Genomic DNA, 14,716 nt, shown 5'->3' on the forward strand with positions numbered 1-14,716 from the left:
GCGCCGTTGGTGAAGTCCGTAAACGACATATTGGCGGCGCTAACGTCGCGCTTTATAGTCCGGCCAAAGGAAGGCGCGAATGAGCAGGAAACCTCAGAAAGATCCCAAAGAGTTGCGCCGTGGCTGGACCACCGGCGCCTGCGCCACGGCGGCCACTCGTGCCGCGCTGAAAATGCTATGGGGTGAAGCGGTGCCAGCCCGTGTGCGCATCACCCTGCCACGCGGCGAGCGGCCGGAGTTTGAGGTGGTCAATGCCCGCCGGGGCGACGGCTGGGCCGAGGCGGGGATTATCAAGGACGCAGGCGATGATCCCGATGTGACTCACGGCACGCTGATTCTGGCGCGGGTGGAGGCATCCGACGGTGGCGTGGTCTTCGTCGGCGGGCAGGGCGTGGGGCAGGTGACAAAACCCGGCTTGCCGATCCCCCCCGGTGAACCCGCGATCAATCCCGTGCCGCGACAGATGATGACCCAGACTGTCGAAGAGGTCGCTGCACGTTTAGGCCGTGCGCCTGATATCCAGATCACCGTGTCTGTGCCTGCGGGCGAGGAACTGGCGAAGAAGACATGGAACCCGCGACTGGGCATCGTTGGCGGTCTGTCGATCCTTGGCACCACGGGGATTGTGCGGCCCTTTAGCTGTGCGGCCTGGATCGCGTCCATCCATCGCGGCGTGGATGTGGCACGGGCCGAGGGTTTGGGCCATGTGGCGGGCTGTACTGGGGCGACGTCTGAAAAGGTGGTGCAGGGGCTTTACGGCCTGCCTGACCACGCGATGCTGGATATGGGCGATTTTTCTGGCGGGTTGTTGAAATATGTGGCCAAACATCCGGTCCCGCATATCACCATCGGTGGCGGCATTGGCAAGATCACCAAACTGGCCCAAGGGGCGCGGGATCTGCATTCGGGGCGTTCTCAGGTGGATTTTCAAATGCTGGCCAACTGGCTGGATAATCCTGATCTGGCCAACTGCAATACGGCGCTGCAAGCCTATACAATCACAGGAAAACCCATGGCAGATCTGATCGCTGAAAAGGCGCTGGTGCAGGTGCGTGCCATGCTGCCCGATGAGGTCGGCGCAGACATCGTGATCATTGATCGTGCGGGCAACCTTTTGTCGCGCACCGCTGCGCCCGCAGGTGGCGCATGACGATCCTTCTGTTGGCGGGCACGGGCGAAGGGCGCAAGCTGGCCGAAGGGCTGGCGGCGGCAGATGTGCCGGTGATTGCCTCGCTCGCCGGGGTGACGGAGGCGCCGAAACCCTTGCCAGTGCCAACCCGCGTGGGCGGTTTTGGCGGCGAGGCGGCATTTGGTGCGTACCTGCGGGAGACTGCAATTACGGCCATTTTGGACGCCACGCATCCTTTCGCCAGTGCCATGTCGCACCGCGCGGCCAAGGTCGCGGCCGAGATGTCTTTGCCCTACTGCCAACTGCTGCGCCCTGCGTGGGTTCCCGAAGCGGGGGAGTTCTGGACCTGTGTGGCCTCACCAACTGCAGCCGTGACGCGGATCGCGGCGGGGGCGAAGGTGTTTCTGGCTACAGGCCGTAAGTCGTTGCCGGATTTCATGGGATCGGAGTCCATGGGGCTGTCGCATTGTGACGTGACGCTGCGGGTCGTTGATCCGGTCGCAGGTGACTTTCCCCTGCCACAAGGCCGCTATCTGGTCGCCCGCCCGCCGTTTTCTGAAGCGGATGAGCGGGAGGTGTTTGAACGCCTGCGCATCGACACGCTGGTCGTCAAAAACGCCGGTGGCCGTTTTGGTCGGGCGAAACTGGCGGCAGCGCGGGCGCTGGGTATTCGGGTGATCATGATCGACCGGCCAACGCAGCCCGAGGGGTTGAAGGTGGATACGGTCGCGGCGGCACTCGACTGGGCGATTGCACAAAGGAGCACGTCGTGAGCGTCGGGCGTATTATTGAAACGGACGCCTGCGTGGCGGAAGGGGTTCAATGGCTGTGCCAGAACGACCCGCGTATGGCGGTGGCCTATCAGGCGACGGGCCCCTTACCATTGCGCCGTAAACCGGACGGGTTTGGCGAGTTGTTGTCCGCGATCGTCAGCCAGCAGGTCAGCGTGGCCTCGGCCAATGCGATCTGGAAACGCTTGCAGGAGGCAGGGTGCACCAGCCCTGCGGGCGTGTTGGCCTACAGCTTTGACGAGTTGCGCGCCCTCGGCCTGTCACAGCAAAAAGCACGTTATGCGCTGGCGCTGGCCGAGGCGGGGATTGATTACGATGGGCTGCGATCTGCACCGGATGCAACGGTGATTGAAACGCTGACTGCCGTCAAAGGCATCGGTGTCTGGACGGCAGAGATCTACGCGATGTTCTCACTTGGCCGCGCAGATGTCTTTGCCCCCGGTGATCTGGCGCTGCAGGTGGCGGCGCAGCATCTCTATGGGATGGAGGCGCGGCCCAAAGAGCGAGAGCTGCGCAGGCTAAGCGAAAATTGGCGGCCATGGCGCGCCGTTGCAGCGCGTCAGCTCTTTGCCTATTACAGGCATGTCAAACAACGGGAAGGTATCAGATGACACGTGTATTGCAGGCAGGCCGTAAAGAGGCCAAATCAGGGGTGACACGGTCGGTCGTGGTCTTTCTGCACGGCTATGGCGCCAATGGGGCTGACCTGTTGGGGTTGGCCGATCCGCTGGCCGATCATCTGCCAGACACGTTGTTCATCGCGCCCGATGCGCCGGAAAACTGCGCCGGTGCACCTATGGGATACCAGTGGTTTCCGATCCCGTGGATCGATGGATCATCTGAGGAAGAGGCAGAGCGGGGCTTGATGCAGGCCTCGGAAGATCTGAACGCTTTCCTTGATGCGTTGCTGGTCGATGAGGATCTGCTGCCGGAACAGATGGTGCTGTTCGGCTTTTCCCAAGGCACGATGATGTCGCTGCAGGTGGCGCCGCGTCGTGAGGATGAGATTGCGGGCATCGTCGCGTTTTCCGGCCGTCTGCTGGCGCCGGAACTCTTGAAGGATGAGGCGGTGAGCAAACCGCCGATCCTCTTGGTGCATGGTGATCAGGACGACGTGGTGCCGCCGCAGTCCCTGCCTGAGGCGGCAGAGGCGCTGGATGAGGCTGGGTTCAAAGAGGTTTATGCCCACATCATGAAGGGCACCGCGCATGGTATCGCGCCCGATGGTCTGTCGGTGGCGCTGGCGTTTATGCGCGACAAACTGGGGCTTTAAGGGCGGTCGCGACAGGGGGCCCTTTGCCCCCTGCTTGGCCTGCGGCCAAGTCCGCCGCAGCAGTCAGCAGCATTGAAAGACTGGGGTTAGAGGCCGACCATTCGGCGGATGTCAGCGGGGCTGGCGCCATCTGCGCGGTATTTGGCGATGGCGCGCGCATCATCACGTTTGGCCAGTCGTTTGCCCGTCGCGTCGCGGATCAGGCGGTGATGATGGTAGCAGGGTGTTGGGAGGCCCAGCAGCTGTTGCAGCAGCACGTGGATTTGCGTGGCCTCAGAAATGTCTTGGCCGCGCACCACATGGGTGATGTTCTGATGCGCGTCATCCAGGATGACGGAGAGGTGGTACGATCCCAGAAAATCGCGCCTTGACAGGATGATATCACCCACAGTTGAGATGAGGTCTGGGGTGGGGGTGATCACGGTCTGCGGGTGCGCGCCGGTCTCTTCATAGCTGATCGTATCTGTGTTCAGGGTCGCTATTGCGCGCGCCATGTCGAGGCGTAACGCGGCGCTTTCGGGCATTTTTTCCGGGCGTGGTTTGTTACGGCAGGTGCCGGGGTAGATCAGGCCGTCGGGACCAAAGGCGGGGTCGCCCCCTTCCTGCGGGGCGGTGAGCGCGGATTGGATATCGCGCCGCGTGCAATCACAGGCGTAGAGCAAGCCGCGTTCCCACAGGCGTTCCAGTGCCGCGTGGTAGGCTGGCAGACGGTCGGATTGGCGCAAAGGTGCCGCGTCCCATGTGAGGCCAAGCCAGCGGATGTCTTCATAGATCTGATCTTCCCACTGTGCGCGCGCACGGGTGCGATCAATATCCTCAATCCGCAATAGAAACCGTCCGCCTGCCGCGCGGGCCATGTCATGGGCTAAGAGGGCAGAATAAGCGTGACCCAGATGCAATGGCCCTGTGGGGCTGGGGGCGAACCGGGTCACGAAGGGCATTAGACTTGCCCGCTGTCCTGTGTATCCAGCCACTCTTGGAACACCTGCTTGGCGCGGTCTGTGTAGGCTTTGTAGCGGTCTTTGCGGCCGCGACGGCCACCCTTCAGGCCTTCGACAGGACGGAATAGGCCGAAGTTCACGTTCATCGGTTGAAACGTCTTGGCCTCGGCCCCGCCGGTGATGTGGTGGATCAGGGCGCCCATGGCGCTGTCCTGCGGGGCTGTTGGCAGATCCTGCCCGAGGATCTCTGCTGCGGCGAGGCGACCAGCCAAGAGGCCCATCGCGGCGCTTTCCACATAGCCCTCAACCCCGGTGACCTGCCCGGCGAAGCGGATGCTGCCGCCCGTTCCCAGACGCGATTTCAGGCGCATCTGATCATCCAGCAAGGTGGGCGAATTCAGGAAGGTGTTGCGGTGGATGCCGCCCAGGCGGGCGAAACTGGCATCTTCCAGTGCCGGGATCATTTTGAACACTTCGGTCTGGGCGCCGTATTTCATCTTGGTCTGGAAACCAACGATGTTGAACAATGTCCCCAGTGCGTTGTCGCGGCGCAGCTGCACCACGGCGTAGGGTTTGTTTTCGGGATCATGCGGGTTGGTCAGGCCAACCGGTTTCATCGGGCCAAAACGCAGCGTGTCGTGGCCGCGTTCTGCCATCACCTCGATCGGCAGGCAGCCGTCAAAATAGGTCGCGGTTTCGCCATCATGAAATTCGGTCTTCTCCGCCGCCATTAGGGCCGCGATGAAGGCGTCATACTGATCCTTGGTCATCGGGCAGTTGAGGTAGGCTTTCTGCTCTTCCTCTGTCTCACCCTTGTCGTAGCGCGACTGCATCCATGCCACGTCCATGTTGATCGTATCTGCATAGACAATCGGCGCGATGGCATCAAAGAAGGCCAGACGTTCGGATCCTGTTTCCGCCTGAATGGCCGCGCCCAGCTTGGCCGAGGTCAGCGGGCCGGTGGCGATGATCCAATGCCCTTCGCTGGGCAGCTCTGTCACTTCGCCATATTCAACGTTGATATTGGGGTGATCCAGCAGCGCCTGCGTGACGCTTTCAGCGAAGGGATCGCGGTCAACGGCCAATGCGCCACCCGCAGGCAGGCGGTGTTTCGCGGCCATCTGCATGATCAGCCCGTTGGCGGCGCGCATTTCCCAATGCAACAGCCCCACCGCATTTTGTTCATGGTCGTCCGAGCGGAAGGAGTTTGAACACACCATCTCCCCGAACGATCCCGTCTGATGCGCAAAGGTTTCCACCTCCGGGCGCATCTCATGCAGGATCACTTCGACACCCATGTTTGCAGCCTGCCAGGCCGCTTCCGATCCGGCGAGGCCGCCGCCGACGATATGCAGTTTTTTATCCATGGCCGCGATGTAGGGCAGATTGACCGTTTTGGAAAGAGCTGAGAAATGCGAACGCGTGGTTTACGGCTGATCCATCGGCAGCCCCGACGGCACGCTGTCCGGCACCCCAAGGCGCCCCTCAAGCGATGCCTCATCCGTCAGCGCGCCCAAGAAGGCGAGGATGGCGCGCATCTGGGCCTCTTCCAGATCAATGCCGGGCAGTTCGATGGCAGCGGCAATGTCCAGCAGTTCGACCTCATCATCAAGCGCGGCAAAATCGTTGAGGGGCAGGGGGTGCAGGCGGGCCTGTGTGCGATCATAGGTCAGCAGGCTGTCCACTGGTCCCATATGATGCAGCAGCATTGCCTCAAGGTCGGCGAAGGCCCCGGCGTGACCGTAGGGCGCGGTTTCGGTGATGTTGCGCAAGGATGGCGTGCGGAAGCGGTAGAAATCAACCAGCTGCCCCGTGACCATGTGACGACCAGTGTCGCTATAAGGCACCTCACCTCCCTTGCCGGGACCAATCTGCGGCGTGCCGATGGCGTGGAAGTCCTGATCCGTCTGCAACAGGCCGGCGTGACAGCCCGAACATCCTGCCTGCCCATAAAACAGTGCCATGCCTTTCTGCGCCTCTTGGCTCATCGCCGTGTCATCGCCCGCCAGATAACGATCAAAGGGGCTGTTCACCGCGCGGAATTCATAGGCGATGAATGCGGCGATGGCGTTGGCGATGTCGGGCATGGCGATGGCGCGCTCGCCCTGTAGGGCGGTGAAGCGTTCGCGGTATTCTGGGATCGCCGCCACCCGCGCGGCCAGTAACGCCCATGCCGTGAACGGGTCATTATTATGTACCGCGTCGGCGACGGGGTTTTCGCCCTCTTGTCCTGCCATTTCCTCCGGTGACAGGATCGGCAGCATTGCCTGTGCCGCCAGCACGCTATCCACCGCCCCGGGCAGCGGGCGGTCGGGGGGCATCTGGAACCCGAACGGGGCCGAGGCGTCGGTTGCGACCCGGCCATCATGAAACATCACGGTGATGTCGCTGGCGCCAAGGTTCCATAGCGCGGGCGCATTGCGCGGAATGCGCCCCGGTACGGTTTCGCCGTCGCGCAGACGACGATCAGGGCCCAGGCCGATGCCGCCATCGCCGATCGACAGTGACATGTCGTCAGAGGTGCCAAGGCTGGGATGGTGGCAGGTGACGCAGGCGACAGTGCGGTTGCCCGACAGTACGGGATCATAAAACAGCTTCTGCCCCAAAAGTACCTGCGCCAGATCTGGTTCGGGAAAGGTTGCGTGGGTCGCCGCGGCCGGTAGATCTAACAGATCCCGTTCGACTGCGTCTTCGGCCAGTGAGAGTGTGGCCGTGAGAGATGTGACGCCAAAAGCGGCGACCCAGGCTCGCATGATCAAGGGGCCGTGATTTGGCCCACAATTAGGCAATAGCAGGCGGAATTGCGGCAGCAAAGTGGTCACTTGGAAAAAATCCACATGGAATTTGGAAACAATTGCCTCAATTTGCGCGAGATCAGCCGCGAAGGTAACGGCGGTGCGCAAGTGAACCTATTGATCCCATTCAGGTTTACGTTTCTCAAGGAAGGCCTCAATGCCTGCCTCTGTCTGGTGGTGCAGCATGTTTTCAACCATCACATCGCCCGTGTAATCGTAGGCGTTGCTGAGGCCCATCTCCAACTGTTTATAAAAGGCTTCTTTGCCAATCTTCACTGCGGCGCCCAGTTTTTCGGCAACAAGCTGGGCCAGCGCCTCTGTTTCTGCGTGCAGATCCTCGGGCGCCACCGCGCGGTTGATCAGGCCCAGGCTCTCCGCCCTCTCGGCGCTTATGAACTGACCGGTGGTCAGCATCTCAAACGCCTGTTTGCGCGGGATATTGCGGCTCAGGGCGACCATTGGCGTCGAACAGAACAGCCCGATGTTCACCCCGTTGACGCCAAAGCGCGTGCCGCTGGCGGCGATGGCCATGTCGCAGCTGGCGACCATCTGGCAGCCTGCGGCGGTGGCAATGCCCTGCACCTCGGCAATCACTGGCTGGGGCAGGCGCTGGATGGTTTGCATCATGGTGGCGCAGCGGTTGAACAGATCCTTGAAATAAGCGCGGCCCCCATCGGCGTCTGCACGGGCGGCGGTCATCTGTTTCAGGTCGTGTCCTGCGCAAAATGCCTTGCCTGCACCGGATAGGATGACAGCGCGAATGCTGCTGTCGCTGGCCAGTTCGTCAAACGCCGATTGCAGGGCGGTCAGCATCTCATCGCTGAGAGGATTTAGTTTCTCTGGCTGGTTCAGTGTCAGTCGCGCCACCGCACCGCTGTCGCTACGTTTTAAAATCGCCATCTTGCCCTCCTCCTCAGGTTGGCTCAATCCTAGCCTGTATGAATGAGGGAGGCCAGAGGAGGAGTGTTATGTCCTTGGAAATGAATGCCGCAGAGCTGGAGGAGTTTATCGCGAAGGTGTTTCCCCAGATCAAAGATGATTTTGTCATTGAGGAGCTGGAGGAGATGCGCATCAAGGTGCGGCTGAAGGTGCAGGACAAACATCTGCGCCCCGGTGGCACCGTGTCGGGTCCGTCGATGTTTGGGCTTGCGGATGTGGCGGTGTATTTTGCCATCATGGCGATGATCGGACCCAAAGCGCTGGCGGTGACAACGTCTTCGTCGCTGGACTTTATGCGCAAACCTGTGGCGCATGCGGATCTGCTGGCCGAATGTCGCCTGCTGAAGCTGGGCAAGGTGCTGGCGGTGGGGGATGTTCTGTTGTTTTCCGACGGGATGGAGGCGCCGGTGGCGCGCGCCTCGATGACTTATTCGATCCCGCCACGCTAAGGGCTTGATCGGCAAAAGAAAAGGGGCCGGGGAAGGATCCCCCGGCCCAAGTGGTGTTCCAGCATGGACGGGGAATGTCATGCACGCCAGAACGGGCGACGGGCCTCCGTATAAGCCGCGTCACGTGACAGGCCGACATCCGCGAGTATGTGATCGGGCAGCGCACGAAGCGCTTTGCGCGTATGATGGCGGCGATGCCAATGTGTCAGGGTAATGGCGAAGCTCAGTGCGAGCTGCGCCGCAAGTGGCGCAGTTTGTCCAAGATCATAGGTGATCACGTCATAGACGGTCGATGTTCTTGCGTCTGGCATTGAATTGCTCCCAATTGTATTGACACAATATAGCAATCTGGCTACAAGTATATTGATACAAAATCACAGCACAATCCGTCTAGGAAAACATTGTTATGGGTACAAATTGGTTGCCAGATCTGTCGAATGCCGGTCGATCTAAGTACAAAGCGCTGGCCAATGCGATCCGAGATGGCGTTGCGGTTGGCGACCTGCGCAGTGGCGAGAAGCTGTTGCCTGTGCGTGAGCTGGCCTACCAGCTGTCGGTTACGCCGGGCACAGTGGCGCGGGCCTATTCCGTGCTGACGGAGGAGGGCGTGTTGAGCGCTGGCGTGGGGCGCGGCACCTTTGTGGCCGAAACCACGACACGCAGCGATCCGTCTTACGACTGGCCCCAAATCCTCAGCCTGCGCAGCCCGCTGTTGCCGGACATGGGGCAGGGCGAATTGATCCGCGACGCGATGCGCAAAACGGCGGACACTATCGGCGCCCGCGATCTGCTGAGTTATCCGACCCGCGCGATGGATCTGCCGCTGCGCCGGGCCTTGCGACGGTGGATGTCGGATCTGCCTGTCGGGGCCTTCACAGCGGAGGAGCTGGTGCTGACTCACGGCGCGCAGAACGCGCTGTTGATGGTGATGCAAACTGTGCTGAAGGGACCCGATCCGGTGATCGCGGTGGAGGAACTGACCTATACGGGGTTCCGCCGCGCCGCTGCGCTGTGCAATGCCCGCGCTGTGGCGGTGCGCACCGATGAAGAGGGGCCTGTGGTTGCCGATCTGGAACGGTTGGTGCGTGAAGAGGGGGTGCAGCTGTTCTGCACCTCGTCCGAAGTCAGCAATCCCACCGTGCGCTTTACCTCTGCCCGCCGTCGCCAGGAGGTGGCGCAGCTGGCGCGGCGCCTTGGGCTGCATATTGTGGATGATGACTGCTACTCGATCGGCAATCATCAGGCGGAAAGCTACTACTCGCTATTGCCTGAACGGGGCTGGTACGTGTCCTCCCTATCCAAGGCGCTGACACCTGCGCTGCGGGTGGGTTACGTCGTGCCGCCGAAGGAGTATGTTGCTGATCTGGAACGCACGGCGCATTTCAACTCGTTCGGCTTGTCGCCTGTGCTCAGCGATCTGGCGCTACACTTTATGGAGGATCCGCGCATGCTGACGGTTGCGGCCAAGGTCCGGGCGCGGATCAGTGAACTGGTGCGTACCGCGGTGAATCACCTTGGCGCCTACGACCTGAGTTGGAATGAGGATGTGCCGCTGCTGTGGTTGCGCCTGCCTGAGGGGTGGCGTACTGCCAGTTTCCTGCATGCTGCGGAAAGCAGTGGCGTTCTGTTGCGCAGCGCAGAGGATTTCGCCCTGCGTGATGGTCGCGCGCCGCATGCGGTGCGGATTGCGGTGAATGGTATGGTTGATCAAGAGAGGTTTGAAGCAGGTATTCTGCGTCTGGCCGAGTTGCTGGACAATCCGCAGGAAGAAATCGGCGTCTGATCGCCGGCTAGGTGGTGGATAAATGCGGGGTATTTTAATACCTATTTTATAACCATCTGATTTTGCTTGTTAAAAACTGCATTGCTGCAGTTGACCCGAATTTCAGGGGCTGTATAAACCCGCAATCGAATTCGGAAATCGGGCGTGGCCCTGTTTCCTTCACTGAACAAGGGTACTCCCGCGATGAAAACCTTCTCTGCTACTCCGGCAGACATCGACAAGAAATGGATCATCATCGACGCCGAAGGCGTGGTGCTGGGCCGTCTTGCTTCGATCGTCGCCATGCGTCTGCGTGGCAAGCACAAGCCGTCCTTCACTCCTCACATGGATATGGGCGACAACGTGATTGTCATCAACGCTGACAAGATCCAACTGTCCGGCAACAAGCGTGCCGACAAAAAATATTACTGGCACACTGGCCACCCGGGCGGCATCAAGCACCGCACCGCCGGTCAGATCCTGGAAGGCGCCTATCCTGAGCGCGTCGTAACCGCAGCCGTCAAGCGCATGCTGCCGGGCAACCGCCTGTCGCGCAAGCAGATGACCAACCTGCGCGTTTACGCTGGTGCAGAGCACCCGCACGAAGCCCAGAGCCCTGAAGTTGTGGACGTGAAGTCCATGAACTCCAAGAACACCCGGAGCTAATGAGATGACCGATCAAATCAATTCGCTCGAAGAGCTGGGTGCAGTTGCAGGCGACGCCGCAGCAGTGACCGAAGTAGAAGTAAACCGTGAGCCGGTTCGTGACGAACTGGGCCGCGCCTACGCAACCGGCAAGCGTAAAGACGCTGTAGCCCGTGTATGGATCAAACCGGGTTCCGGTAAAGTATCCGTAAACGGCCGCGACATGAGCGTGTACTTTGCACGCCCTGTTCTGCAGCTGATCCTGCGTCAGCCGTTCGAAGTTGCTGGCGTTGAAGGTGAGTTTGACGTTGTTGCCACCGTTAAAGGCGGCGGCCTGACCGGCCAGGCGGGCGCGGTTAAGCACGGCATCTCCAAAGCTCTGCAGCTGTACGAACCGTCGCTGCGCGGTGCGCTGAAAGCGGCCGGCTTCCTGACCCGTGACTCGCGCGTTGTTGAACGTAAGAAATACGGTAAGCGTAAAGCACGTCGTTCCTTCCAGTTCTCGAAGCGTTAATTCGTTTCTCTGGAATTTGGTTCAAAGGGTCGCCTTCGGGCGGCCCTTTTTCGTTTTGAAGCGCGGAAACTTTTACGCGAATTGTATTTTATTTAGGTGTTAACCATCTCTTTACCCTGATCTGAGAGTGTATGGCGGTTCCTGGCGCTGAACGTCCAAAGGTGGAGGGTGTGGGGTGATGCGGTTGCCGTCTGCAAAATCACTGCGTCTTTACGCTGTACTGTCGGTTGTGCCTGCGGCGCTGTTGGCTGCATGGGCGCTGCTGGCGGGGCAGGGGCAGCATGTGCTGGCACACGGGCCTTTGCTGGCGAAACATCAAGGTACGGCCTGCGCCAGTTGCCATATCCCGGCGCCGGGCAGTACGCGTCAGCAGATACAGGCGGAATTGCGATATCTCACGGGGCTGCGGGCGACGCCGGTGGATTTTGGCTATCAGCCGGTGCAATCGGCGCAATGTTTGACCTGTCACGAACGGGCCAATGACCGCCACCCGATCTATCGTTTTCGCGAACCCCGATTTCGTGATGCAGCGCAGGTGGTGGAGGCGACCAGTTGCATGGGGTGTCATTCGGAACATGGCACGGTGAAAATCAGCAGCGGCACCACCTTTTGCGCTGCCTGTCATCAGGATCTGAAGCTGAAGGCAGATCCGATAGATGTGCCTCATATCACATTGATTAAACAGGAAAACTGGGGGAGCTGTATGACCTGTCACGACTTTCACGGCAATCATCGTTATGATGTGCCGAACCGGATGGCGGATGCGCTGCCGCTGGGATCCTTGCGCAGCTATGTGAGCGGCGGCGCTGATCCTTATGGCGGTTTCAAGCAGGTCCGCGGGCAAATGCCATGAGTGGTCTGCGTGTGTATTCTGGGGTGATGGCGGGGTTTGCCTGTCTGGGGGTGTACCTTTTTGCCGCCGCACCGCCGCCCCTGCCGGAGGCAACGCAGGTGGCGCAATCGGGCTGCACCCGCCCCGTTGCGCAGCTGTTTGACAGTGTGAACGCGATCAATCAAGCCGCGCGGGATGTCTATACCCGCGATATCGTTGGTCCCGGATTGAAGGCGGGGTTGAAGTTCGACGAGGAGTGGCAACACCCCACAGTGGAGGCGGGGCCGCTCCCCGCGTTATTCCTGCGCCTCACCGCCGCCAAGCTGGAGGCGATGCCCATTCGCCTTGGCCTTTATCTGGGATCTGATGCGCCGATCAACAAATCGAACCTGTTCAGCGATGCGCAATTGCAGCAGTTTGTCAGCGTAAAGGCCAGCCGCACCCCGGTTTTTGCAGCGGAGGAGGGCATTGGTCAGATCGCTATGTATCCCGATATTGCCGCCGCGCAGCCCTGTGTCAGCTGTCATAATGATCATGCCGACAGCCCTAAGGTGGACTGGAAACTCAACGATGTGATGGGGGCGACCACATGGCTTTACCCGCGGGCCGATGTGCCTGCGGAGGAGTATCTTGAGGCGGTGGAGGCGACGTTTCACGCCGTGGCGCTGGCCTACGGGGACTATCTGGACAAGGCGCAGGGCTTTGCCACACCGGTGCGCTTTGGCGATGCATGGCCTGTGGTTGGGCAGGCACAGCTGGTTTTGCCGGATCGGGCCCATTTTTTGACACGTGTCCGCAAGGAGGCAGCGGCGGCGTTGGCAGTTGGGTTGCTGCCGGATCAGAACGGAGACGCGCCATGCACAGAATGATCAAGACATTGCGCCGTGTGCCCTATGCAGGGGGTATTCTGTTTTCGCTGATCTGTGTGCAGGCGGCGCTATTGGGGATGGTTAATCTGCCGCTGCGGCTGAACCTGCCGCGATTTGATGTGCAGGTCGTGACCGGCTGCGCGCTACTGGCCTGCCTGTCCGTGCAATGGGTGTTGTTTGCCAAAAGGGTGCTGCGCCAAAACCGCAACATGCGCCAGCATCTGGTGCTGCATCGGTGGTCTGGGGTGACGGTGACGCTGCTCTTTGCCGCCCATGCGATCCGCATGGGGCACTTGTGGATGTCCCTCCTGACGGTGGTGTTTTTTCTGGTCGCCCTGACCGGCGTGTTGAACCGTGAAGTGCTGGGATACCGGTCCAACCTGATCTACCTGATCTGGCTGACCTGTCATATCGGGTTGTCAGCGGCCCTGTGGCCGCTGATCGGTGTTCATATCTGGGTGGCGCTGGCCTATCAGTAGGCTAGCGCATAGATCTGTTTTACCCTTGCAGAAGGCCTTCGGCTTCAACCTGCGCCCACATTTCTTCCCAGACTTTTTTCATCCGGCCTTTGTGCTTCACTGCTTTCGCGGCCTCCACATTTGCCATCATGCCATCGCCTTTGACGATGATCAGACCGGCCATGCCCATTGCCGTGTGGGGCGTACATTTGTAGCCATAGACGCCGGGTACGGTCAGGGTCAGGTCAAAATCCTTGCTGATCTTGCTTTTCCACGGCTCCACGCCCTCGGGGATCATGCCTTTGATGGATTCACTGTTGTGACCCTTATGGACCGAGGCAAAACGCACGGTGTCGCCTGCCTCGACCACTTGGATCAGCGGCTTGAAGATCATGCGACGTTTCTTGTCGTCGGGATCTTTGTTCAACATATCAACGGTATAGGTCTGCTGTGCCAGTGCGGGGCCTGCAACCAGCATGGCGGCACCGGCCAGAATGATCTGACGGCGATTGAGTTCGAATGTCATTGGGTGTGTCCTTGCCAACATTCATCGGGGCGATGAACATAATTTCCGGCGGTCTGCCCGTCCCATGCAGCGCAGGGGTGGGGTTGGATGGCTTATAGTGATGCCTAAACCCTTGGATTTGCCGGGGCAATGCGACCAGCGAGCGCAGGGGCGTAGCGCAGATCCGGATTTAAAAATCGGGATCAATCAGCCCAAGACCACGCAAGTAAATTCCGATGCCGCTTTCCAGCAGGGCGTCGGCCTCAAAGGGCGATTGGGTGCCGGGGGAGTTGCGTGCAAACAGCTCTACCACGCCGTGACTCATCGCCCAGATATGGGCGGAAAACATTGCGGCAGGGGGGCGTTTGTCAGCCGGAATATGTTGGGATAGATCGGTGGCTGCCTTTTCCATCACACCCCGCGCACGGGTGGCGATCAGCGCCAGTTCCGGTGTGCGGTTGACGGAGATTCCGCTTTCAAACATCGCGATATAGTGGCCGGGATGTTTGCGCGCAAAGGCCATATAGGCACGGCCGGTTGCCGCAAACGCGGCCAAGGCAGAGGGTTGGCCGCTGTCATAGGCAAATTGCATTACATCGGCAAAAATCTCATAGCCCTGACGCGCGGCTTCGGCGATCAGGTCCTCGCGGCCGGCGAAATGGCGGTAGACCGCCGCTGGCGTGACACCAGCGGTTTTCGCTGCCTCCGACAGGGTGAAACCGGTGGGGCCTTTTTGTTCGATCAACTGCAAGGCTGCATCGACCAGCGCCTGCCGCAGGTTTCCGTGATGATAGCCGCGTTTAGACATGGATGA

The 14,716-nt window shown here is 60.3% G+C and carries 18 protein-coding genes; 11 read left to right on the forward strand and 7 right to left on the reverse strand.

Features of this window, described 5'->3' with window-relative positions; translation table 11 throughout:
* Nucleotides 1–79: 79 nt before the first annotated feature.
* From MHM86_RS00940 to MHM86_RS00955, 4 genes are read left to right on the forward strand one after another with little or no spacing between them, the layout of a single operon-like run.
* Nucleotides 80–1,150: a cobalt-precorrin-5B (C(1))-methyltransferase gene (locus tag MHM86_RS00940; RefSeq protein WP_239194873.1), complete on the forward strand. Its 1,071-nt coding sequence runs from the start codon at nucleotides 80–82 to the stop codon at nucleotides 1,148–1,150.
* On the forward strand, nucleotides 1,147–1,902 hold the full coding sequence (locus tag MHM86_RS00945; RefSeq protein ID WP_239194875.1) for a cobalt-precorrin-6A reductase: 756 nt from the start codon (nucleotides 1,147–1,149) through the stop codon (nucleotides 1,900–1,902). Before MHM86_RS00940 ends, MHM86_RS00945 begins: the two co-directional genes overlap by 4 nt.
* Nucleotides 1,899–2,531, forward strand: coding sequence for a DNA-3-methyladenine glycosylase (locus MHM86_RS00950; RefSeq protein WP_239194877.1), 633 nt, complete (start codon nucleotides 1,899–1,901; stop codon nucleotides 2,529–2,531). The genes MHM86_RS00945 and MHM86_RS00950 overlap by 4 nt, the downstream gene beginning before the upstream one ends.
* The gene (locus MHM86_RS00955; RefSeq protein WP_239194879.1) at nucleotides 2,528–3,193 is read left to right on the forward strand and encodes an alpha/beta hydrolase; all 666 of its coding nucleotides are present in this window, start codon (nucleotides 2,528–2,530) and stop codon (nucleotides 3,191–3,193) included. Before MHM86_RS00950 ends, MHM86_RS00955 begins: the two co-directional genes overlap by 4 nt.
* 86 nt (nucleotides 3,194–3,279) lie before the next feature.
* Here MHM86_RS00955 and gluQRS read toward each other — a convergent pair whose 3' ends face one another.
* The 4 genes from gluQRS to MHM86_RS00975 form a co-directional block, all read right to left on the reverse strand.
* Nucleotides 3,280–4,134 (reverse strand): tRNA glutamyl-Q(34) synthetase GluQRS, encoded by an 855-nt coding sequence (gene gluQRS, locus MHM86_RS00960; RefSeq protein ID WP_239194881.1) that lies wholly within the window; start codon nucleotides 4,132–4,134, stop codon nucleotides 3,280–3,282.
* Nucleotides 4,134–5,501, reverse strand: coding sequence for a methylenetetrahydrofolate--tRNA-(uracil(54)-C(5))-methyltransferase (FADH(2)-oxidizing) TrmFO (trmFO, locus tag MHM86_RS00965; protein WP_239194883.1), 1,368 nt, complete (start codon nucleotides 5,499–5,501; stop codon nucleotides 4,134–4,136). Before trmFO ends, gluQRS begins: the two co-directional genes overlap by 1 nt.
* Nucleotides 5,502–5,561: 60 nt before the next feature.
* Nucleotides 5,562–6,887 carry a cytochrome-c peroxidase gene (locus MHM86_RS00970; protein WP_239194885.1) on the reverse strand — a complete coding sequence of 442 codons (1,326 nt, stop codon included), beginning with the start codon at nucleotides 6,885–6,887 and terminating at the stop codon, nucleotides 5,562–5,564.
* A 156-nt stretch (nucleotides 6,888–7,043) separates the two neighbouring features.
* Nucleotides 7,044–7,856, reverse strand: coding sequence for an enoyl-CoA hydratase (locus MHM86_RS00975; RefSeq protein ID WP_255722981.1), 813 nt, complete (start codon nucleotides 7,854–7,856; stop codon nucleotides 7,044–7,046).
* Nucleotides 7,857–7,897: 41 nt separating this feature from the next.
* Between MHM86_RS00975 and MHM86_RS00980 the strand changes: the two genes are divergently transcribed.
* Nucleotides 7,898–8,317 carry a PaaI family thioesterase gene (locus MHM86_RS00980; protein WP_239194889.1) on the forward strand — a complete coding sequence of 140 codons (420 nt, stop codon included), beginning with the start codon at nucleotides 7,898–7,900 and terminating at the stop codon, nucleotides 8,315–8,317.
* A 77-nt stretch (nucleotides 8,318–8,394) separates the two neighbouring features.
* Here MHM86_RS00980 and MHM86_RS00985 read toward each other — a convergent pair whose 3' ends face one another.
* Complete coding sequence (locus tag MHM86_RS00985) at nucleotides 8,395–8,628, reverse strand: DUF1127 domain-containing protein (RefSeq protein WP_239194891.1); 234 nt, start codon at nucleotides 8,626–8,628, stop codon at nucleotides 8,395–8,397.
* A gap of 95 nt (nucleotides 8,629–8,723) precedes the next feature.
* Here MHM86_RS00985 and MHM86_RS00990 point away from each other — a divergent pair, with 95 nt between their 5' ends.
* The 6 genes from MHM86_RS00990 to MHM86_RS01015 all read left to right on the forward strand — a co-directional run bounded on the left by MHM86_RS00990 (nucleotide 8,724) and on the right by MHM86_RS01015 (nucleotide 13,418).
* Nucleotides 8,724–10,100 carry a PLP-dependent aminotransferase family protein gene (locus tag MHM86_RS00990; RefSeq protein WP_239194893.1) on the forward strand — a complete coding sequence of 459 codons (1,377 nt, stop codon included), beginning with the start codon at nucleotides 8,724–8,726 and terminating at the stop codon, nucleotides 10,098–10,100.
* Nucleotides 10,101–10,283: 183 nt separating this feature from the next.
* Entirely contained in the window at nucleotides 10,284–10,745 is a 462-nt protein-coding gene (gene rplM / locus MHM86_RS00995) for a 50S ribosomal protein L13 (RefSeq protein ID WP_058317289.1), read from the forward strand.
* A gap of 4 nt (nucleotides 10,746–10,749) precedes the next feature.
* Complete coding sequence (gene rpsI / locus MHM86_RS01000) at nucleotides 10,750–11,238, forward strand: 30S ribosomal protein S9 (RefSeq protein ID WP_239194895.1); 489 nt, start codon at nucleotides 10,750–10,752, stop codon at nucleotides 11,236–11,238.
* Between the two features lie 178 nt (nucleotides 11,239–11,416).
* On the forward strand, nucleotides 11,417–12,091 hold the full coding sequence (locus MHM86_RS01005) for a cytochrome c3 family protein (protein ID WP_239194896.1): 675 nt from the start codon (nucleotides 11,417–11,419) through the stop codon (nucleotides 12,089–12,091).
* A complete protein-coding gene (locus MHM86_RS01010; protein WP_239194897.1) occupies nucleotides 12,088–12,939 on the forward strand; it encodes a DUF3365 domain-containing protein in 852 nt (283 codons plus the stop codon). Before MHM86_RS01005 ends, MHM86_RS01010 begins: the two co-directional genes overlap by 4 nt.
* The gene (locus MHM86_RS01015) at nucleotides 12,927–13,418 is read left to right on the forward strand and encodes a hypothetical protein (protein WP_239194898.1); all 492 of its coding nucleotides are present in this window, start codon (nucleotides 12,927–12,929) and stop codon (nucleotides 13,416–13,418) included. Before MHM86_RS01010 ends, MHM86_RS01015 begins: the two co-directional genes overlap by 13 nt.
* 19 nt (nucleotides 13,419–13,437) lie before the next feature.
* Here the strand turns inward: MHM86_RS01015 and MHM86_RS01020 are convergent, their stop codons facing one another.
* Nucleotides 13,438–13,923, reverse strand: coding sequence for a pseudoazurin (locus MHM86_RS01020; protein WP_239194900.1), 486 nt, complete (start codon nucleotides 13,921–13,923; stop codon nucleotides 13,438–13,440).
* A 169-nt stretch (nucleotides 13,924–14,092) separates the two neighbouring features.
* Nucleotides 14,093–14,710 carry a TetR/AcrR family transcriptional regulator gene (locus MHM86_RS01025; protein ID WP_239194902.1) on the reverse strand — a complete coding sequence of 206 codons (618 nt, stop codon included), beginning with the start codon at nucleotides 14,708–14,710 and terminating at the stop codon, nucleotides 14,093–14,095.
* Nucleotides 14,711–14,716: the final 6 nt, after the last annotated feature.

The organism is Thalassobius sp. Cn5-15, from assembly GCF_022347685.1.
In the GTDB taxonomy this organism is placed as follows: domain Bacteria; phylum Pseudomonadota; class Alphaproteobacteria; order Rhodobacterales; family Rhodobacteraceae; genus Thalassobius.